Source organism: Fodinibius sp. Rm-B-1B1-1 (assembly GCF_038594945.1).
Lineage (GTDB): Bacteria > Bacteroidota > Rhodothermia > Balneolales > Balneolaceae > Fodinibius > Fodinibius alkaliphilus.
The window spans coordinates 1,413,383-1,429,638 of sequence record NZ_JBCFYD010000002.1; the positions used below are offsets into that span (position 1 = coordinate 1,413,383).

Below are 16,256 nucleotides of genomic sequence, written 5' to 3' on the forward strand. Positions count from 1 at the left end.
TAATATTACGTTGAAATAATCAAAACTTTACGCTTCAATCAAAATCTTTCTTTATCATTATCTTTCCACTACTTTCAAGGCAAAAATAATTCAGTAAAAATTGAGCATGGCTGTAATTGAAGTAGATAACATTTCTAAATCGTTTGGGGATACAAAAGCTGTCCAGAATGTAAGCTTTAGCATTCCCGAGGGACGTATATTTGGACTTTTGGGCCCTAATGGCGCGGGCAAAACCACTTCTATCCGTATTATTAATCACATTCTTATCGCTGACAGCGGCTCTGTTACTATTAATGGACATCCCGTAAGCCCTAAAACGCAACGCATGATTGGCTATATGCCCGAAGAGCGCGGCCTCTACAAAAAGATGAAAGTAGGAGAGCAGCTGATCTATTTGGCCCGACTTAAAGGCTTAACCCGTACCGAGGCAGAAAATACCACTAAGTATTGGCTCGATCGCTTTGAGGCTTCTGACTGGTTTGAAAAGGAAGTGGGAGAACTGTCCAAAGGGATGTCGCAAAAAATTCAATTTATTGCCACCATTGCCCACGATCCAGACATCTATATTTTCGATGAACCGTTTAGCGGACTCGATCCCATCAATAGCGAGATGCTTAAAGAAATTGTTATTGAGCTCCGTGATAAAGGCAATACTATTCTATTTTCAACACACCGGATGGAACAGGTTGAACAGATGTGTGATGACATCTGCCTATTTAATAAGGGAAAAACAGTCTTAAAAGGAAATCTACGCGAAATAAAACAACGATACGGTAAAAATACCGTCAACATTGAATTTGAAGGTGATGATTCCTTTTTGGATCAGCTTCAAGACGTACGCATTAACAACCGATCGGCCAATTTTGCAGAGATTCGAGTCCTGAATGGGCAATCCATGCAAGATATCCTAAAAACAGCTATGCAGCACGCCGAAATTTACAAGTTTGAACGTGTTGAACCCTCCCTTACTGAAATCTTTATCTCCACCGTTGGCGAAGACAATATTAATCCAAACGAATTAGCCTAAGCTTCACATCATGAGTTTGCAACAAATTTTACTTGTGCTCAAACGGGAATATATGACCCGTATTCGCTCAAAAGCGTTTATTATTGCTACCATTTTAATCCCCATTGGTATGATTGTTTTTATCGGGATTATGGTAGGCATTGCCGTATGGGATTCTGACACAGAACAAAAAATTGGTATTTCAGATCAAACTGAAGTCCTTTACCCACGACTACAAGAAATTTCCAAAGAACGCTACAGCAATCTATCGGATTTGACTGAGGATTCCCTGCGAGCCTTGGTACAGCGTAATGAAATTGATGGGTTTATCCAGCTGGATTCACTTCACATTAGCAGCGACAAAAAAATTGAGTTCGTTTCTGGTGGCGGCGGTGGACTTAAGCTGCAATCTGATATCCAAACTGATTTACGAGAGGTAATCCGTAACGAGCGTCTGGCCCGAGCGAATGTATCCGAAAATATCCAAAAAATTTATGAGAGTGATATTACCCTCGAAACCCGTAAGCTGACACAGGCAGGAGAAGAAACAGATGACGACACCGGCTTTTTAACGGTCGTCGGTATTGTGATGGGCGTCATCATCTTTGGTTCCATTACCGGTTACGGTGGACTAATTACTCGCAGCGTGATCGAAGAAAAAACCAATCGTATTGTGGAGGTTATAGCATCATCCGTAAAACCTATCGAATTATTATTTGGTAAGATGGGGGGTATCGGGGCACTGGCACTAACACAGATGACCTTCTGGGTAGCTTCACTACTGGGACTGGCTGCCGCTGCCGGCCCTGTAGCAAGCATTTTTTTATCAGAGCAAATGAACCAAATGTCCCAAGCCCAGGAGGTAGCTCAGGTTTCACAAGCCCAAAGTATTGATCCCGAAATGTTTGCCCTTCCTGCAATTGATACGTCTCTGATCATCTATTTTGCTATCTTTTTCGTTTTGGGATACCTAATCTATGCTTCCCTCTTCGCTGCCATTGGTTCTGCCGTCGATTCCGAAGCCGATACCCAGCAATACATGTTTCCCATTATGGTACCTATTTTTATCGCCTATGTTATCATGTTTCAAACGATGAGCAATCCCGATGGCACTATATCGGTTATTGGTTCGCTGATACCATTTTGCACCCCCATTGTTATGATCACGCGCATTGCCATTACAGATGTCCCCTTCTGGCAAATTGGGCTTTCTATCTTGCTAATGATTGGAACTTTTGCAGGCACGATGTGGTTGAGCGCAAAAATTTACAGCGTGGGGATTCTAAGCTATGGTAAAAGCGCCAACTGGAAAGAGCTGATCAAATGGATTCGGCAGGGATAAACAAGTCTTGAGATATAAGAAGTGAGTATTGCGATAATGGCGCAAGCATCCGCTTGTGCCATTAATTATATAAACTTATTGTAACCTCACTCTATAGCTTCCAACCCAATAAAGTTATCTAATTCTATAACCACCTGGCAATCATTTATAAAAAATCATCTCACCTCATTCCGTAGCTCTATCCAGATTGCATAAGGAATAATTGTTAGTTGTATATCGATATCACACCGCCCCAGGAGTACTACACCAGAATTAAAAAACTCTTTAAAGAATATCCATTATTCTTCGATACACGCGCTCATCATATTCATCTTGCCGATAGTCGGATAAATACGATCGAATCTCATCATTGGCATTGCGCTCCAATCCTCGCATTAAAAAGAATCGAATGCGAGGGTCAGAAATTTCAGCCAAATTCTCAGCTCGTCCTAACCAGTTTACTGCAGAATGATCATGCTGAATAAGCAATTGATAAGCACGACTTCGAATTTCGTATGTGTACTCCTTCTCAATAAACAGATTAGCCTGCTCAACGGCTTTTTCAACCTGTCCCATATTAGCCAACTCCTGGATTGCAAAAACTGACCGTGTCCCCACCGTATCGGATTGCACCACCGACTCTACAAACCCACCGAATGACTCTTTATTCATCACGGTAGTCAGCACCTGCACCGACTTTTGAAACAACGTATTATCTTCGGCTCCTTGTGCCACCGAACGTACCGTATTAATCACATTCGCATTTTCGGGATAGTTTTGCAGTGCCATTAACCCGGCTTCCCTAATAACACGATGGTCGCTTTGCAACGCATCCAAAAACATCTCTTCTGTACCAGACGCTCCATCCGTAACTTCAGCCAGTGAAAGATACAGTCCCGCCTCAACTTCAGGCTCCAGATCACGTTTCATAAAGTCCTGTATTGCCAACTGCAGATCAGGATTATCGCTGTGATGTCCTAACTTTTGAGCCGCCTCAGCACGCTGTTCTACCGGGGCATCACTTCTCAACTCATTAATCAAGAACGAAGACGGTTTGAATTGATCCAGCGTCAGTGTTGGATACTCATCGTACGCTAATCGAAGTGTATTAATCGTAGGGTCAACCTGAAGAACAATAGTATCTTCCTTTCCAGTAAAAGTGACTTCGGAAGTATCCACCTTACCGGGATAAATTTCGTACGCCTGCAATGTGGTAAGCTCTCCAAAGTACCCCTGCGTTGCTTTAAAGTTCAGCGTGAGTGCTCCTTCTGCTTCATTAAAATCATAATGCACTTCGTAGGCCACCGAATCGGATCGGGATGTAGTACCCTCTTTCTCAAACGAGAACCGGGGCATATCAAACAGTGGTTGCCCGGTGTGCTCGTACCAATATTCGGCATAATCCCCCCACCTTATTACATTGCTCTTTTCAAATACTTTTCCAATCGAGCCTTTTAAAAATGATCGTATCGACTCATTTTTCCATTCTTCAATACCACGCTGCCATTCATTCCATCGATTTGGACCAAAATGCTGGTACAACGCCCCCTCTGTAAAACCTTTAGGGTCATCTTGAATATTAAGCAACGAATCGTTTGACATCACATTATCAAAAACCAGTGTTTGGTATAGGTTGATAGCATCAGCCTGACTCCATTGCCGCTCTCGCTGTTGTACACCAAACCACTGACCAATGATACCACGCACCAGCTGTACATCTATATTTCCTCGATTTTCATACACATAAATGGTGGAAGCGCCCCAAGATTTTGTCTCCCCATGATGATCTTCAAGTGCTACTACCTGCAACTCTTCAAAGGGATATTCACGCTCCATTTCATCTTCAACCATACCCAAATAATCATACGCTTTTTGCAGTAATTGTTTAGGATCCACCTGCTCAGATAAAGATTTCTCAACCGCTACATTAATTTTTTTGATGCCATAACCGGTCGATTGCTGCTCAAAATCTCCGATGGTAAACATCAAAGCTGATGCCGGCACGTCTCTTTGGGAGGCAAACCGATACCGCATTGCATCAACCGATACAACCTCTTCATCCACTTTCTTACCTGTGGCCCAAACCTGTACGCCAGATGGAACAGCAATAGTGAAATTGGTGCGGAGCGTTACCTGGGGATGATCTACAATAGGTACCCAATGACGTTGTGCTTTCGGTAAAAAGGAGGTCCATACCGTCTCATGATGATCTTGTAGCATACCAAACTGTGGTCGACCAGAATATCGAATATTCACTTCGTACCTCGATCCCGCCTCGGCCGAATCATCCACCGGAACAAACAGCGAGTCGTTCTGCAGCGAAAAATCAGCTGATTCTCCATTCACCGATACATTACTAATATCCAGATGAGAAGCGTAAAGCGTGAGTGTATCAGCACCGCTAATATTAGCTTCAACTTGGTAGGTCGCCTGACCATCAATTCGCATATTTTGAGGCTGCACTCCTAAATTCAGGTCTAATGAAATAAAATCAAAATCGAGTTTGGGATAGGGCTCGTGATCAAATGATTGAGCTCTGAGATCCGTGGCAGATCCCATCATCAAAAAAACAGCTAACAAAAGTGCCGATAGGAAACCAATACGATTCGTACGCATGAGCAACATCAAATTAAATAGTTAAAAGTCACTTCTAAATTTCAGGAATATATTATTGTAACGCAGGAATATAAGGAGTCTTATGCTTTCCGATAAATCTAAGTGAAGCTTTTTTATATTGTTCCGAAATCAGTAAATGATACGCTGCTGTTTTATGTTTTCAGGATGGACAAAAAAAGTTTAACGCTAAAATATTTTTTATGGGAACAATGAAAGCAATGCAAGTATCAGAACCGGGTTCGGACTTTGAACTCGTTGAGAAAGATATCCCCACTCCTTCTGAGGATGAGGTATTAATCAAAGTTCAAGCCTGCGGTATTTGTCACAGCGACGCTTTTGTAAAAGACGGGACGATGCCGGGCATTGAATATCCACGTGTGCCGGGACACGAAGTAATCGGAACGATAGAATCAGTCGGCAGTAATATCTCCGAATGGAGCGATGGTCAGCGCGTTGGCGTAGGCTGGCACGGCGGACATTGCCACGAATGCGAAGCCTGCCGAAAGGGTGACTTCATCAACTGCGAAAACGCAAAAGTAACAGGGCTCAGCTTCGACGGCGGCTATGCCGAGTATATGACCGCTCCGCAAAACGCGTTGGCAGCGGTACCAGAATCACTTGATTCTGCCGAAGCCGCTCCCCTGCTCTGTGCAGGCATAACAACCTTCAATGCCTTGCGCAACAGTAATCTTAATCCAGGCGACTTGGTTGCCGTACAAGGTATTGGCGGACTTGGTCACCTGGGGGTGCAGTATGCTCATAAATTTGGATGCGAAGTCGTTGCACTATCACGCGGAACAGATAAGCAGGAACTGGCTTATGGACTCGGGGCAGATCATTTTATTGATACCGAAGCTTATGACGCTGCCGAAGAGCTTCAAAAGCTGGGCGGAGCAAAAGTCATTTTAGCAACTGCTCCCAACAGCGATGCTATCAGTTCAGTCATCGACGGGCTCGGTACCGACGGTACGCTCATGATTGTGGCTGCTACCGGAGAACCGGTTGAAGTAAGTCCCTTCCAGCTTATTATGGGACGAAAATCCGTTCGAGGATGGCCCAGTGGTACTGCTAAAGATTCCGAAGACACACTGGACTTTAGTGCGCTGACAAATATTACGCCTACTATTGAAACCTATCCTCTTGAAGAAGCCAACGAAGCTTATGATCAAATGATCAATAATGAGGCCCGGTTTCGCGTAGTTCTGGAGATGTGATTCGTAATTAGTTAATGGTTATTTGAGTTGCATTGTTTCCTCGTTCCGTAGCTCTGCTGCGGAACCATGGTTTTAACTCCAAACCCGCAGGGTTTCTTTTCCGAAAACCCTTCGTATTAATTGATACTGCTCCTTATTCAGAAAAACTCTGCGGGTTTAATCCTTTATCTCCTAATTTTCTTCAAACACCTCTAACACTTCCGGAAGTAATTCTCGGCTGCAGGAAAAACCATTACCCGATTGGATGGTTTCGTTCCCATCCGTATCACAAAAAACCCCACCTGATTCCTGTAAAACGGTAAGCAGCGGCGCCGCATCCCAAATATTCAAAATAGGATCAAACATCAGGTCTGCACGTCCCGTAGCTACGAGCATATGTCCATATGCATCGCCCCACGTGCGGTGAATACGCGTTTTTTCGATCAGGGTATCAAAGGCATCCCCATAGCCAAATTTTGCCGCGGTGTACACATCAGTGCTCATGAAACTGGCTTTGGCAATACCATCACACGAACGCACACGACATGATTCACCATTGAGACGTGCCCCTTTATTCTTGGCCGCGTCACAGAGCTCATCCAGCGCCGGGGCATAAATGATGCCGATCACCGGCTCCTCATCAACAACAACACCAATCAACGTGGTGTACAGCGGCACACCGTGAATAAAGGATTTCGTACCGTCGATGGGATCGAGAATCCACTGCACATTACTCTCAGGATTATGGTCGTCGTGCTCTTCGCCCACAATACCGTGTTCAGGAAACCGTTTTTGGATTTCCTCACGCATGATCGATTCGGCCTCGCGGTCGGCTACAGTCACAGGCGAATCATCTGACTTACGCTCTACATCAAATGATTTATTAAAATAATTAAGCGTATAATCTCCGCCCTTTTCTGCGATTTCAATGGCCGCCTCGTGTACAGTATCCAAGTCAAAATTCATGTGTACTTATAGTCTTAGTGTGGTTATTTTCAGCAAGTCAAATATAGGATTCTGAATTAAGGATTCAGAATATGAAAACAGTATTAAACTGAACTTAGATTCTTCGATAGCATTATATTCAGGGTTGGCTGAGAATTGCAATTTATCCGGCCTCGAACTTTAAACTTCTATTATTAAGAATGACCGATTCACAGATTTTTAGCAGCATAGCACAAGAATTGAATTTCAAACCGAAACAGATAAAAACGGTAGCTGACTTTTTGGATGACGGGGCCACCGTTCCATTTTTGGCTCGTTATCGTCAGGAGGCAACCGGCGGACTTGATGAAGAGGATATCCGAAGCGTTCGTGACAAGCTGGAGTTTCACCGAACGCTCGAAGACCGCAAGAAAACCATTCTCAAAACTATTGACGAGCAGGATAAGCTGACCGAAGAGCTCGAAGAAAAAATTAAATCGTGTACTGATCTTAATACATTGGAGGATCTATACCTGCCTTACAAACCCAAACGCCGTACCAAGGGCGATATGGCTAAGGAGAAAGGGCTGGAGCCGCTGGCCGAGCTTATCTGGGAACAAGAGATCGAAAAAGGCGATCCTATGGAGCATGCGGCTAAGTTTGTTGATGAGGAAAACGAGGTTGAGTCCGCTGAAGATGCCATGGACGGTGCCCTCGATATTGTCGCCGAGTGGATCAACGAGTCAGCCGACGTGAGGGAAAAATTGCGCGATATTTTCCAGGAACACGCTGTAATCAAAACGGAGAAAAATCCTGCAGTTGATGAGCGCACCAACTTTGAGGACTATTACGAATTTTCTCAAAAGGCTAAACACCTTAAACCGTACCAAATATTGGCCATCAATCGCGGAGAACGTGAAAATATCCTTTTTGTCAATGTCGAACTTTGGGATGAGATCACCCTTGAGAATATTGACGATGTAGTGATCACCAATGATATGAGTATTTTCGTTCCCCATATCCAGGATGCCGTTGAAGATGCCTACAAACGACTGCTGTTTCCGTCGTTGGAGCGAGAGTTAAGGAATCAACTCACCGAAAAAGCCGACCAGCACGCCATCGAAACTTTTGCTACCAATCTTTCTAATTTATTGATGCAGCCGCCGCTCGATCATAAGGTAGTCATGGGTATCGACCCCGCCTACCGCTCGGGCTGTAAGGTAGCTGTAGTGGATGAGACGGGGAAGTATCTCGAAGGGACGACCACCTATCCCACTCCTCCACAAGAAAAGGTTGCTGAAGCAGAAGAAGTGTTTGATAAACTTATCAATAAATACAGCGTAAATCTTATTGCCATCGGCAACGGAACGGCCAGCCGCGAGACGGAACAGATTGTGGCAAACTTTATTCAGAAGCGAAAAGAAAAACATCCCGATGAAGAACTTAGTTATATGATCGTCAATGAAGCCGGGGCTTCGGTCTATTCAGCATCGAAAGTGGCCGCCGAAGAATTCCCTGATCTGGATGCCCCCCAACGCGGAAATATTTCCATAGCCCGACGCGTGCAGGACCCATTGGCCGAACTCGTAAAAATCGATCCCAAGTCGATTGGCGTGGGATTGTACCAACATGATGTGAATCAAAACCAGTTGGCCCAGTCGCTGGATGATGTCGTCGAAAGTTGTGTAAACCAAGTGGGCGTAAACCTCAATACGGCAAGTGCCCCATTACTTTCCCATATTTCGGGATTAAGCAGTCGTGTTGCCAAAAATATTGTGAAGCGCAGAGAAACGGAAGGGACGTTTAAAGACCGGGAAGAAATAAAGGATATTAGTGGCGTCGGGGAATTTCGCTTTCAGCAGGCTGCCGGATTTATGCGCATTCCCGAATCAGACAACCCACTCGACAATACCGCTATCCACCCGGAAAGTTATGAAGCTACCGAAAAACTCTGCAATCTTTTTAGTATTAAGCTGGAAAAATTAAATGAGCAAACTGAAGCTATTTCAAAGAAGCTCAAAAACATCGACAAAAAACAGGTTGCCGAGCAGATCGGAGTAGGCATCCCGACCCTTGAACTCATCATCGAAAACTTGCAGAAACCAGGACGCGATCCCAGGGAATCGCTACCCAAACCAGTACTCCGAAATGATATTATGAAGATGGAAGATTTGAGTGAAGGACAGGTGCTTGAAGGCACGGTTCGTAACGTCGTTGATTTCGGTGCTTTTGTAGACATCGGGGTGAAGCAAGACGGGCTCCTACACATCTCAAAAATGGCCGATCGAAAAGTCGAAGACCCGCACGATGTTGTAGCAGTTGGAGACATCCTAAAACTCACGATTGTATCCCTCGATTTGGAACGCGGACGCATCGGATTATCACTCGTAGATTAGTGTTCTACGAACAAATTTATCCTGCCATATTTTTCTAAGTTTTCCCTTTATCTTTTAGTTTAAATCTCTTCGAACTTAGGGGCTAAGCAGTAATCAATTATGAACTGTTTGGCCCCTCAGTTTTTTGGTAAAAATTCTTTGTTTCACTCTTCCCTTCCTCCCAGAAAATATCTCTGATTTTCGTTCTAAGACATTTACTTTGCTTTAAGAAATTGGCATCTCTCCGACTCCACAAAAAGGTCAATAGTCCAAAATACTAAGGTGATTTCAGGAAACTACTATCCAAAAACGTCACTCAAAAAGCCATATTTATTAAAATATACTTTAAGTGTTTTATATAAATTTATGAATATTATACTATTACATATATCATAATTACTCATGATAAATTGTCTCAGCTCCCTCTTTTTGACATTACCTAAATAATTTAGGCGATTATATTACGGGGAAAATTGCTGAAATAGTCAAATAATATATCAACATAAAGTATTGATAACACTGAACTTATCATCAAAAATAGGCGTTTTATATACAATTCTCGCTGCGTGACCCACATTCCCACCTAAATAATTTAGGGAAAGCACAGAATAAGCATACCCAAGTATCTATAGTATTTTTTAAGTAATTTACTTAACGTTCTTATTTCAATAGGAATACATAAATATATGCGTCATATTCAGTTACTATTGACAATTTAATCATTCGCTATTCTGGCCCGTATGTCCCAAATTTTCAACTATTACTACATCAATCCTTCTAAGTTGTTGTCAGGCAATATGATATTCTATCTTATCCCTCAACCTTACCTCTATACCTGGTTACTATGTCAAATTGCCAGACAAAGAGTATTTCCCGATATCCAAAAAAGTGGGAGTCCATATATCTCCACTATTGCTGTTTTATTTGATTAGCTAAACGCCTCTTCCCCACCCATTAACTTCTTGTCAGAACCACTACAATTTCAGAAGAATTTATCCTCACTTTACCACTTCCGTCTATCCGCCATCCCTACTATTATGTACAATGAATATTTCTATTATGACACCAGCACTATTTCTTCAAATTGATCTTGTTTCGTCATTAAATTTAGCAGAATTTGCCCCCTTATTTTTCATGCCCTTTTAGCTTATTTGTCCGGTTACTTTCAGACCTCAAATCTGCCCCCTATCCCCCTGACTTTTCATTTCAAAGTTCCCTTTATTTTTTATTACTATAAGTGAACTATTTTATTGTAATCCACCCCTTATAATTATCAGGATACAGGGCTTATATTTTTAGAATTTAATTCTTCTATTTTATGAATTTTCAACAGCTCACCGAACAGTATCATCTCCCAGTTTACAATCGTTATCCCATCACAATTACCAAAGGAAAAGGAGCGTATGTTTGGGATGATGAAGGCAACAAATACCTGGATGCTTTGGCCGGTATTGCCGTCAACAGTTTGGGACACTGTCACCCCAATGTCGTTGAAGCCGTTCAAAATCAGGTGGGTCAGCTGATGCATATCTCTAACTTTTACTACAGCAAGCCGCAGGCTGAGCTGCTGCAATTGTTATCAGAAATTACCGGCTTGAATAAAGGATTTATCTGCAATAGCGGCGGCGAAGCTATGGAAGCATGTATCAAGGCAGCACGCAAATTTGGGCAGGCTCACGACAAAAAAGGAGCCATCCTAACCGTTAGTAACGCCTTCCATGGGCGTACAATGGGTACTATATCCATGGGCATGGACAAGTATGCCAAGGGCTACGATCCCCTCTTAGACGGCTTCCAACAGATCGGAATGAATGATATTGCGGCCTTAAAAGCGCATTTTAATGAAGATACGCTCGGTATCGTACTTGAAACAATCCAGGGTTCGGGCGGACTACACATCGCTTCCCAGGAATTTATGGATGGTGTTCAAGAACTTTGCAATAAACATAATGCACTCCTGATCATAGATGAAGTACAAACGGGTGTTGCCCGAACCGGCAAGATGTTTGGTTTTAATCACTACGGCGTGCAACCTGATATTATTGGGATGGCTAAAGCCATGGGCGGCGGATTTCCCATTGGAGCAATGGTCTGCCGTAATAAGGTTGCTGAAACAATGAATTATGGTGACCACGGTAGCACTTATGGCGGTAATCCACTGGCTTGTGCGGCCTCACTTGCTGCTCTCCAAACAGTTATCAACAAGGACTTGGTCAATCAGGCAAAGCAAAAAGGAACCTTTTTAAAGCAAGAAATTGCTGATCGCACTTCAGGGATGGCTGAGGTTATTGATATCCGCGGTCGAGGGCTGATGATCGGCGTGGAGCTTTCGTTTGAAGGACGTCAAGTGGTTGAAGAAATGATGAACCAAGGTGTATTATCGAACTGTACGCAAGGGAATGTTATGAGACTTGTGCCGCCGCTGGTGACCAAAAAAGAAGGGTTATCTACCTTAGCTGAGGTATTAGTATCAGCAATCAAAAAAATTACATCCTAAGAAAACAAAATGCCCATATTTTTGTTATAGTAAGTGAAATTATAAGGAGCAATACATGGGGATGTCTTTAAATCATTTATTAATTGTGATGCTGACCGGGGGTTGTTTACTGTTTGGGATATCTAAACAGGGATTGGCACAAGAAACAGATACAACCCGCATTACTATCGAACAGGATGAAGAAACGGATGCTCCCATCCAGTTGGACCAACAATATAGCCGATCAGTTTCGGGCGGAGCGCTTACGGATATGGGTACGTATAATGTCCCTTCCTCCACGCAATACTATCAGGCTCCTTTTGAAGCGCAAAAAGAGCTGGATCAATTCATGGAAGAGTACCGAAAAGAGATGGAGGAAAATACTTACTGGAATTTTCTGAAGGCTGTAAGTCCCTACTTAAGACTCCACTTAGGTGTTCGCGATTTCAATACCCTGGATATTGTGGGACGTGATAATCCGCTCTGGCAGTCGTACAGCAACGATGAAGAACTTGAGTAAGTTTCTTTTTACCGCTTAAAGATTAAGGGGAATATTTTTTGCAAGTGGTTAATCAATTAAAAATTGAGTAAAAAGCCCCTTTTACTCTTTGCAGATCCTCATCATCAATCTGGAAATGGAAGGTTGCACGCAGCGTTTGCGGACCGAATGGTACAACTTTTATCCCTTCCTCTGCCAGCAATTCTACCGCTTGTTCTGCAGGCATACCATTGACATCAAAGATGAGAATATTGGTTTCAACGGATTCCAAATCAATGGAAAGCTGCGAGCACTGACTTACTGTTTCGGCCAGCTCGCGTGCCCGGCGGTGGTCTTCTTTAAGTTTTGAAAGATGATGCTCAATAGCATAATCGGCTGCGGCGGCCAGCAACCCAATCTGACGCATACCCCCGCCCCACATCTTACGCATTCGTCGTGCTCCGGTAATATTTTCCTGGGATGACAACAGCATCGACCCCACAGGCGCACCAAGTCCTTTGCTAAAGCATACAGACATCGTATCGGCAATTCGGCTATAAAAACTGGGAGCTGTATTCGTAGCAGTCATCGCATTCCAGATTCGCGCACCATCGAGATGGATACCCAACTCGTTTTGGGTGGCAAATGAGCTGATTGCTGCCAGCTCCTGTTCGGTATAACAGCATCCCCCGCCCTTATTCGTCGAGTTTTCAAGGGCAATAACTCTCGTTTGGGGCTCCCATTCCTTTTGGCCGCGAACCGTATCCTTTAGCAGATCGGCTGACAATTTGCCTTTTTGGCCCTTCAACGGTCGCAGAAGAACGGACGACAAATGCGATGCTGCCGTGGACTCGTAATTAAAAATATGCCCCGTTTCCTCGATGAGGACTTCATCTCCCTGATCCGTTAACATGTTTACCGCCAACTGATTAGCCATGGTGCCGCTGGGCGTAAAAAGTCCGGCCTCAAAACCAAACATTTTGGCTATCTTCTTTTCAAGTGCATTCACGGTGGGATCTTCCCCAAAGACGTCATCCCCAACCTTCGCATCCGCCATCACTTTTCGCATCTCAGCAGTTGGAGTCGTTACCGTATCACTTCGCAAGTCAATCATTGATAACTTATGTTTTTAGTTTATTAAAGATCTTGTAATGAGTTTAGGATGACATATTATTGATTCATATTTCAGCCCCAAAGGAGGTTATAAGTCATTTTGTTTTTTCCAAAATGCTGAAGAAACTTTGAGGATCAATATTGGTGCCGCAGACAATGATCCCCACATTCTTACCAATAACCTGGTCGGCCAGCGGACCCGTAGCAGCAGCGAGCGCCGAAGCTCCCGCAGGCTCAACGGCCAGCTTTAACTCCTCAAACATCACACGCATTATCTGCGCCATTTTCAGATCCGTAACCGTCACCACCTCGTCCACAAAACGCTGGCACAACCCAAAGCTATAGGGAGCGGCATGGGGAGCGCCCAGACTATCAGCGATGGTATCAACCTCATCAATTTCCACGGGTTCACCGGCTACACGACTCTTACTCATGCTGTCGGCCCCCACCGGCTCTACGCCATAAACCTTACAATCAGAAACCATCTGTTTAATCGCTGCAGCAATACCGGCACATAATCCACCGCCGCCAATGGGAACAATTACAGCATCCAGTTCGGGGACATCCTGTGCAAATTCAAGCCCAACGGTTGCCGTTCCCAACGCTGTTTGTTCGCCTTCAAACGGGTGAATAAAGGCACGGTTTTCTTCTTTTTCGATTTCTTTCACGCGATGGAAGGCCTCATGCACGTCATCCACCAGCTCTACTGTAGCACCATGTGATTTACACTTTTCCACCCGGAAATTATTAGCCGTTTTCGGCATCACCACTTTGGCGGTCGTACCAAGCGACTTAGCTGCATACGCCACTGCTATAGCATGGTTACCCGCACTAACAGCAGTAACACCATTTTTAAGCTGCTCCTCAGAAAGATCCAGCATATTCATCAGCGCACCGCGCGGTTTGAAGCTGCCGGCATATTGAAAGAGCTCCAACTTTAAAAACAGATTCGTTTCTTTACTTAGCAGCTTATCCTTAACATCACTTTTCCACTCCCAAACAGGCGTTCGTCGGACGCTCTCTCCCAACTTCTCTCTGGCCTGTTCAATTTGTCGGGGCGTAGGAATTTTTATTGTATTCATAACCACCTCTTTATTTCTACCAATAACATGAAGTCAACAAATAACAAGAATTTACCAGAAATGGAAGATGTGAAATATTCTTTTACAGCCGGGGCTTTTTATTTCTCCCCCAACTTTTAGACCTTACTGAAGATCAAGAACGAGCAAAACATCATTGAGTGAAGACGAATTACATATCGATGAGCATACCCACGAGCAGATCCCTTCTCTCGGCGAACGCATTACCCATGCCCTGCTCAGTGCCTTGCTGGGATTTCTGCTGCTTAATATTATTATCTTTTGGATGTTTCCCGGGGCCGGCATCGGTGCCCTCTACCTGTTCGCCGGATACCACAAGGTGGGAACCATTGCCAGCGAAATGACCACCGTACTCATCTATACTGTTCTGTCCTTATGCTTTGTATTCGGATGGTTCCGTGGCAAGGTTTTTATCCATCGCCTGAAGAATTATATCGAGTACTGGAGGTTTTGGTGATTTCAGCCTAAACCTATTCTGTATTTTAAAACCTTTAGCGAAAAAACGAAAAGCTTTACGGTTTTCCCTTGTGACCGGAATTCTGGATCAGAAAAAAAAGAATACTAACTAAAGCCTTCAATAAAAAAGCCCTCGGAATAATCGAAATCCCGAGGGCCTAATTGCAACTTAGAGATGCTGAAACAGGTTCAGCATGACACAGATTAAACTTTTAGTCATGCTTATAAAATCCTTCACCGGACTTATCGCCCAGCTTTCCGGCATCCACCATCTTAACTAATAGCGGACACGGTCGATATTTGGGGTCTTTAAATCCATCATGAAGGACGTTCAGGATATCCAGGCACACATCCAAGCCAATAAAATCGGCCAGTCGCAGTGGGCCCATCGGGTGTGCCATGCCAAGTTTCATCACTTGATCCACATCTTCGGGCTCGGCCACGCCTTCGTAGACACAGTAGATGGCCTCGTTGATCATAGGCATCAGCACGCGATTCGACACAAAGCCCGGATAATCAGCCACTTCAACAGGATTTTTTCCTAATAGCTCAGCAGTATCTTCGATGATTTCAACAACCTCTGCATCAGTATCAAGTCCGCGCACTACCTCTACCAGCTTCATTACCGGCACAGGATTAAAAAAGTGCATCCCGATAAAACGTCCGGGGCGCGCCGTGGTAGCAGCAAGTTTGGTAATCGATATCGACGACGTATTGGAAGCCAAAATAGCGGTATCGGGAGCAGCCTCGTCAACGACTGAAAATACCTTCTTCTTCAGTTCAAAATTTTCGGGCACCGCCTCTACCACCAAATCCACATCACCAACAGCCACAGCGGTATCGGTATGCGTTTCAATATTATCGAGCGCTTGCACCTTTTGTTCAGTATCAATCTTCTCTTTCTTGACCATTCGCTCAAGGTTTTTCTCGATGGTAGACAACGCTTTGTCGGCCAACTCTTGATCCATCTCCACAAGATTCACGGGAATACCATTCATGGCAAAAACATGACAAATGCCGTTCCCCATAGTACCACCGCCAATAACTGCTACTTTTTTAATATCCATAACTCAAAAACTTTATTGCAATTTGGTGTTGTTTATTGATGAATGAGAGTATCGATTTTCTCGGGCATTTTCAACGCTTCAAACAGCTTTTTACGGTTACCTATTTATTGCTATGTTTGCTACATTCTTGA

12 protein-coding genes are annotated in these 16,256 nt (G+C 43.9%); 7 read left to right on the forward strand and 5 right to left on the reverse strand.

The annotated features are described in order from the left end of the window. The first annotated feature begins 106 nt into the window (after positions 1–106). Together AAFH98_RS13415 and AAFH98_RS13420 are read left to right on the forward strand one after the other, a co-directional pair. Entirely contained in the window at positions 107–1,027 is a 921-nt protein-coding gene (locus tag AAFH98_RS13415) for an ABC transporter ATP-binding protein (protein ID WP_342523269.1), read from the forward strand. Positions 1,028–1,037: 10 nt separating this feature from the next. Next, entirely contained in the window at positions 1,038–2,348 is a 1,311-nt protein-coding gene (locus AAFH98_RS13420; RefSeq protein WP_342523270.1) for an ABC transporter permease, read from the forward strand. Positions 2,349–2,612: 264 nt separating this feature from the next. On the opposite strand, the gene AAFH98_RS13425 is transcribed toward AAFH98_RS13420, so the two are convergent. After that, positions 2,613–4,943, reverse strand: coding sequence for a hypothetical protein (locus AAFH98_RS13425; RefSeq protein WP_342523271.1), 2,331 nt, complete (start codon positions 4,941–4,943; stop codon positions 2,613–2,615). A 209-nt stretch (positions 4,944–5,152) separates the two neighbouring features. Here AAFH98_RS13425 and AAFH98_RS13430 point away from each other — a divergent pair, with 209 nt between their 5' ends. After that, on the forward strand, positions 5,153–6,157 hold the full coding sequence (locus AAFH98_RS13430; protein WP_407935511.1) for an alcohol dehydrogenase: 1,005 nt from the start codon (positions 5,153–5,155) through the stop codon (positions 6,155–6,157). Positions 6,158–6,328: 171 nt separating this feature from the next. Here the strand turns inward: AAFH98_RS13430 and AAFH98_RS13435 are convergent, their stop codons facing one another. After that, on the reverse strand, positions 6,329–7,102 hold the full coding sequence (locus tag AAFH98_RS13435) for an inositol monophosphatase family protein (RefSeq protein WP_342523273.1): 774 nt from the start codon (positions 7,100–7,102) through the stop codon (positions 6,329–6,331). A gap of 179 nt (positions 7,103–7,281) precedes the next feature. On the opposite strand from AAFH98_RS13435, the gene AAFH98_RS13440 reads away from it, so the two are divergent. From AAFH98_RS13440 to AAFH98_RS13450, 3 genes are all read left to right on the forward strand, one after another. Continuing rightward, positions 7,282–9,456 carry a Tex family protein gene (locus AAFH98_RS13440; protein ID WP_342523275.1) on the forward strand — a complete coding sequence of 725 codons (2,175 nt, stop codon included), beginning with the start codon at positions 7,282–7,284 and terminating at the stop codon, positions 9,454–9,456. A gap of 1,297 nt (positions 9,457–10,753) precedes the next feature. Further along, positions 10,754–11,932 carry an aspartate aminotransferase family protein gene (locus AAFH98_RS13445; RefSeq protein WP_342523277.1) on the forward strand — a complete coding sequence of 393 codons (1,179 nt, stop codon included), beginning with the start codon at positions 10,754–10,756 and terminating at the stop codon, positions 11,930–11,932. A 61-nt stretch (positions 11,933–11,993) separates the two neighbouring features. Next, positions 11,994–12,431, forward strand: a complete 438-nt coding sequence (locus AAFH98_RS13450) for a hypothetical protein (RefSeq protein ID WP_342523278.1) — start codon at positions 11,994–11,996, stop codon at positions 12,429–12,431. Between the two features lie 52 nt (positions 12,432–12,483). Here AAFH98_RS13450 and AAFH98_RS13455 read toward each other — a convergent pair whose 3' ends face one another. Then, positions 12,484–13,503: a threonine aldolase family protein gene (locus AAFH98_RS13455; protein WP_342523279.1), complete on the reverse strand. Its 1,020-nt coding sequence runs from the start codon at positions 13,501–13,503 to the stop codon at positions 12,484–12,486. Between the two features lie 94 nt (positions 13,504–13,597). Next, complete coding sequence (locus AAFH98_RS13460; RefSeq protein WP_342523281.1) at positions 13,598–14,584, reverse strand: threonine ammonia-lyase; 987 nt, start codon at positions 14,582–14,584, stop codon at positions 13,598–13,600. Between the two features lie 154 nt (positions 14,585–14,738). Between AAFH98_RS13460 and AAFH98_RS13465 the strand changes: the two genes are divergently transcribed. Then, positions 14,739–15,059, forward strand: a complete 321-nt coding sequence (locus AAFH98_RS13465; RefSeq protein WP_342523283.1) for a hypothetical protein — start codon at positions 14,739–14,741, stop codon at positions 15,057–15,059. Between the two features lie 211 nt (positions 15,060–15,270). Here AAFH98_RS13465 and AAFH98_RS13470 read toward each other — a convergent pair whose 3' ends face one another. Further along, on the reverse strand, positions 15,271–16,119 hold the full coding sequence (locus AAFH98_RS13470) for a 3-hydroxyacyl-CoA dehydrogenase family protein (protein ID WP_407935512.1): 849 nt from the start codon (positions 16,117–16,119) through the stop codon (positions 15,271–15,273). Positions 16,120–16,256: the final 137 nt, after the last annotated feature.

What these genes read in the sequence shown, in the direction of transcription:
- AAFH98_RS13415 (WP_342523269.1), top strand. Translation starts at nt 107, where the DNA reads ATGGCTGTAATTGAAGTAGATAACATTTCTAAATCGTTTGGGGATACA.
- AAFH98_RS13420 (WP_342523270.1), top strand. Translation starts at nt 1,038, where the DNA reads ATGAGTTTGCAACAAATTTTACTTGTGCTCAAACGGGAATATATGACC.
- AAFH98_RS13425 (WP_342523271.1), bottom strand. Translation starts at nt 4,943, where the DNA reads ATGCGTACGAATCGTATTGGTTTCCTATCGGCACTTTTGTTAGCTGTT.
- AAFH98_RS13430 (WP_407935511.1), top strand. Translation starts at nt 5,153, where the DNA reads ATGAAAGCAATGCAAGTATCAGAACCGGGTTCGGACTTTGAACTCGTT.
- AAFH98_RS13435 (WP_342523273.1), bottom strand. Translation starts at nt 7,102, where the DNA reads ATGAATTTTGACTTGGATACTGTACACGAGGCGGCCATTGAAATCGCA.
- AAFH98_RS13440 (WP_342523275.1), top strand. Translation starts at nt 7,282, where the DNA reads ATGACCGATTCACAGATTTTTAGCAGCATAGCACAAGAATTGAATTTC.
- AAFH98_RS13445 (WP_342523277.1), top strand. Translation starts at nt 10,754, where the DNA reads ATGAATTTTCAACAGCTCACCGAACAGTATCATCTCCCAGTTTACAAT.
- AAFH98_RS13450 (WP_342523278.1), top strand. Translation starts at nt 11,994, where the DNA reads ATGTCTTTAAATCATTTATTAATTGTGATGCTGACCGGGGGTTGTTTA.
- AAFH98_RS13455 (WP_342523279.1), bottom strand. Translation starts at nt 13,503, where the DNA reads ATGATTGACTTGCGAAGTGATACGGTAACGACTCCAACTGCTGAGATG.
- AAFH98_RS13460 (WP_342523281.1), bottom strand. Translation starts at nt 14,584, where the DNA reads ATGAATACAATAAAAATTCCTACGCCCCGACAAATTGAACAGGCCAGA.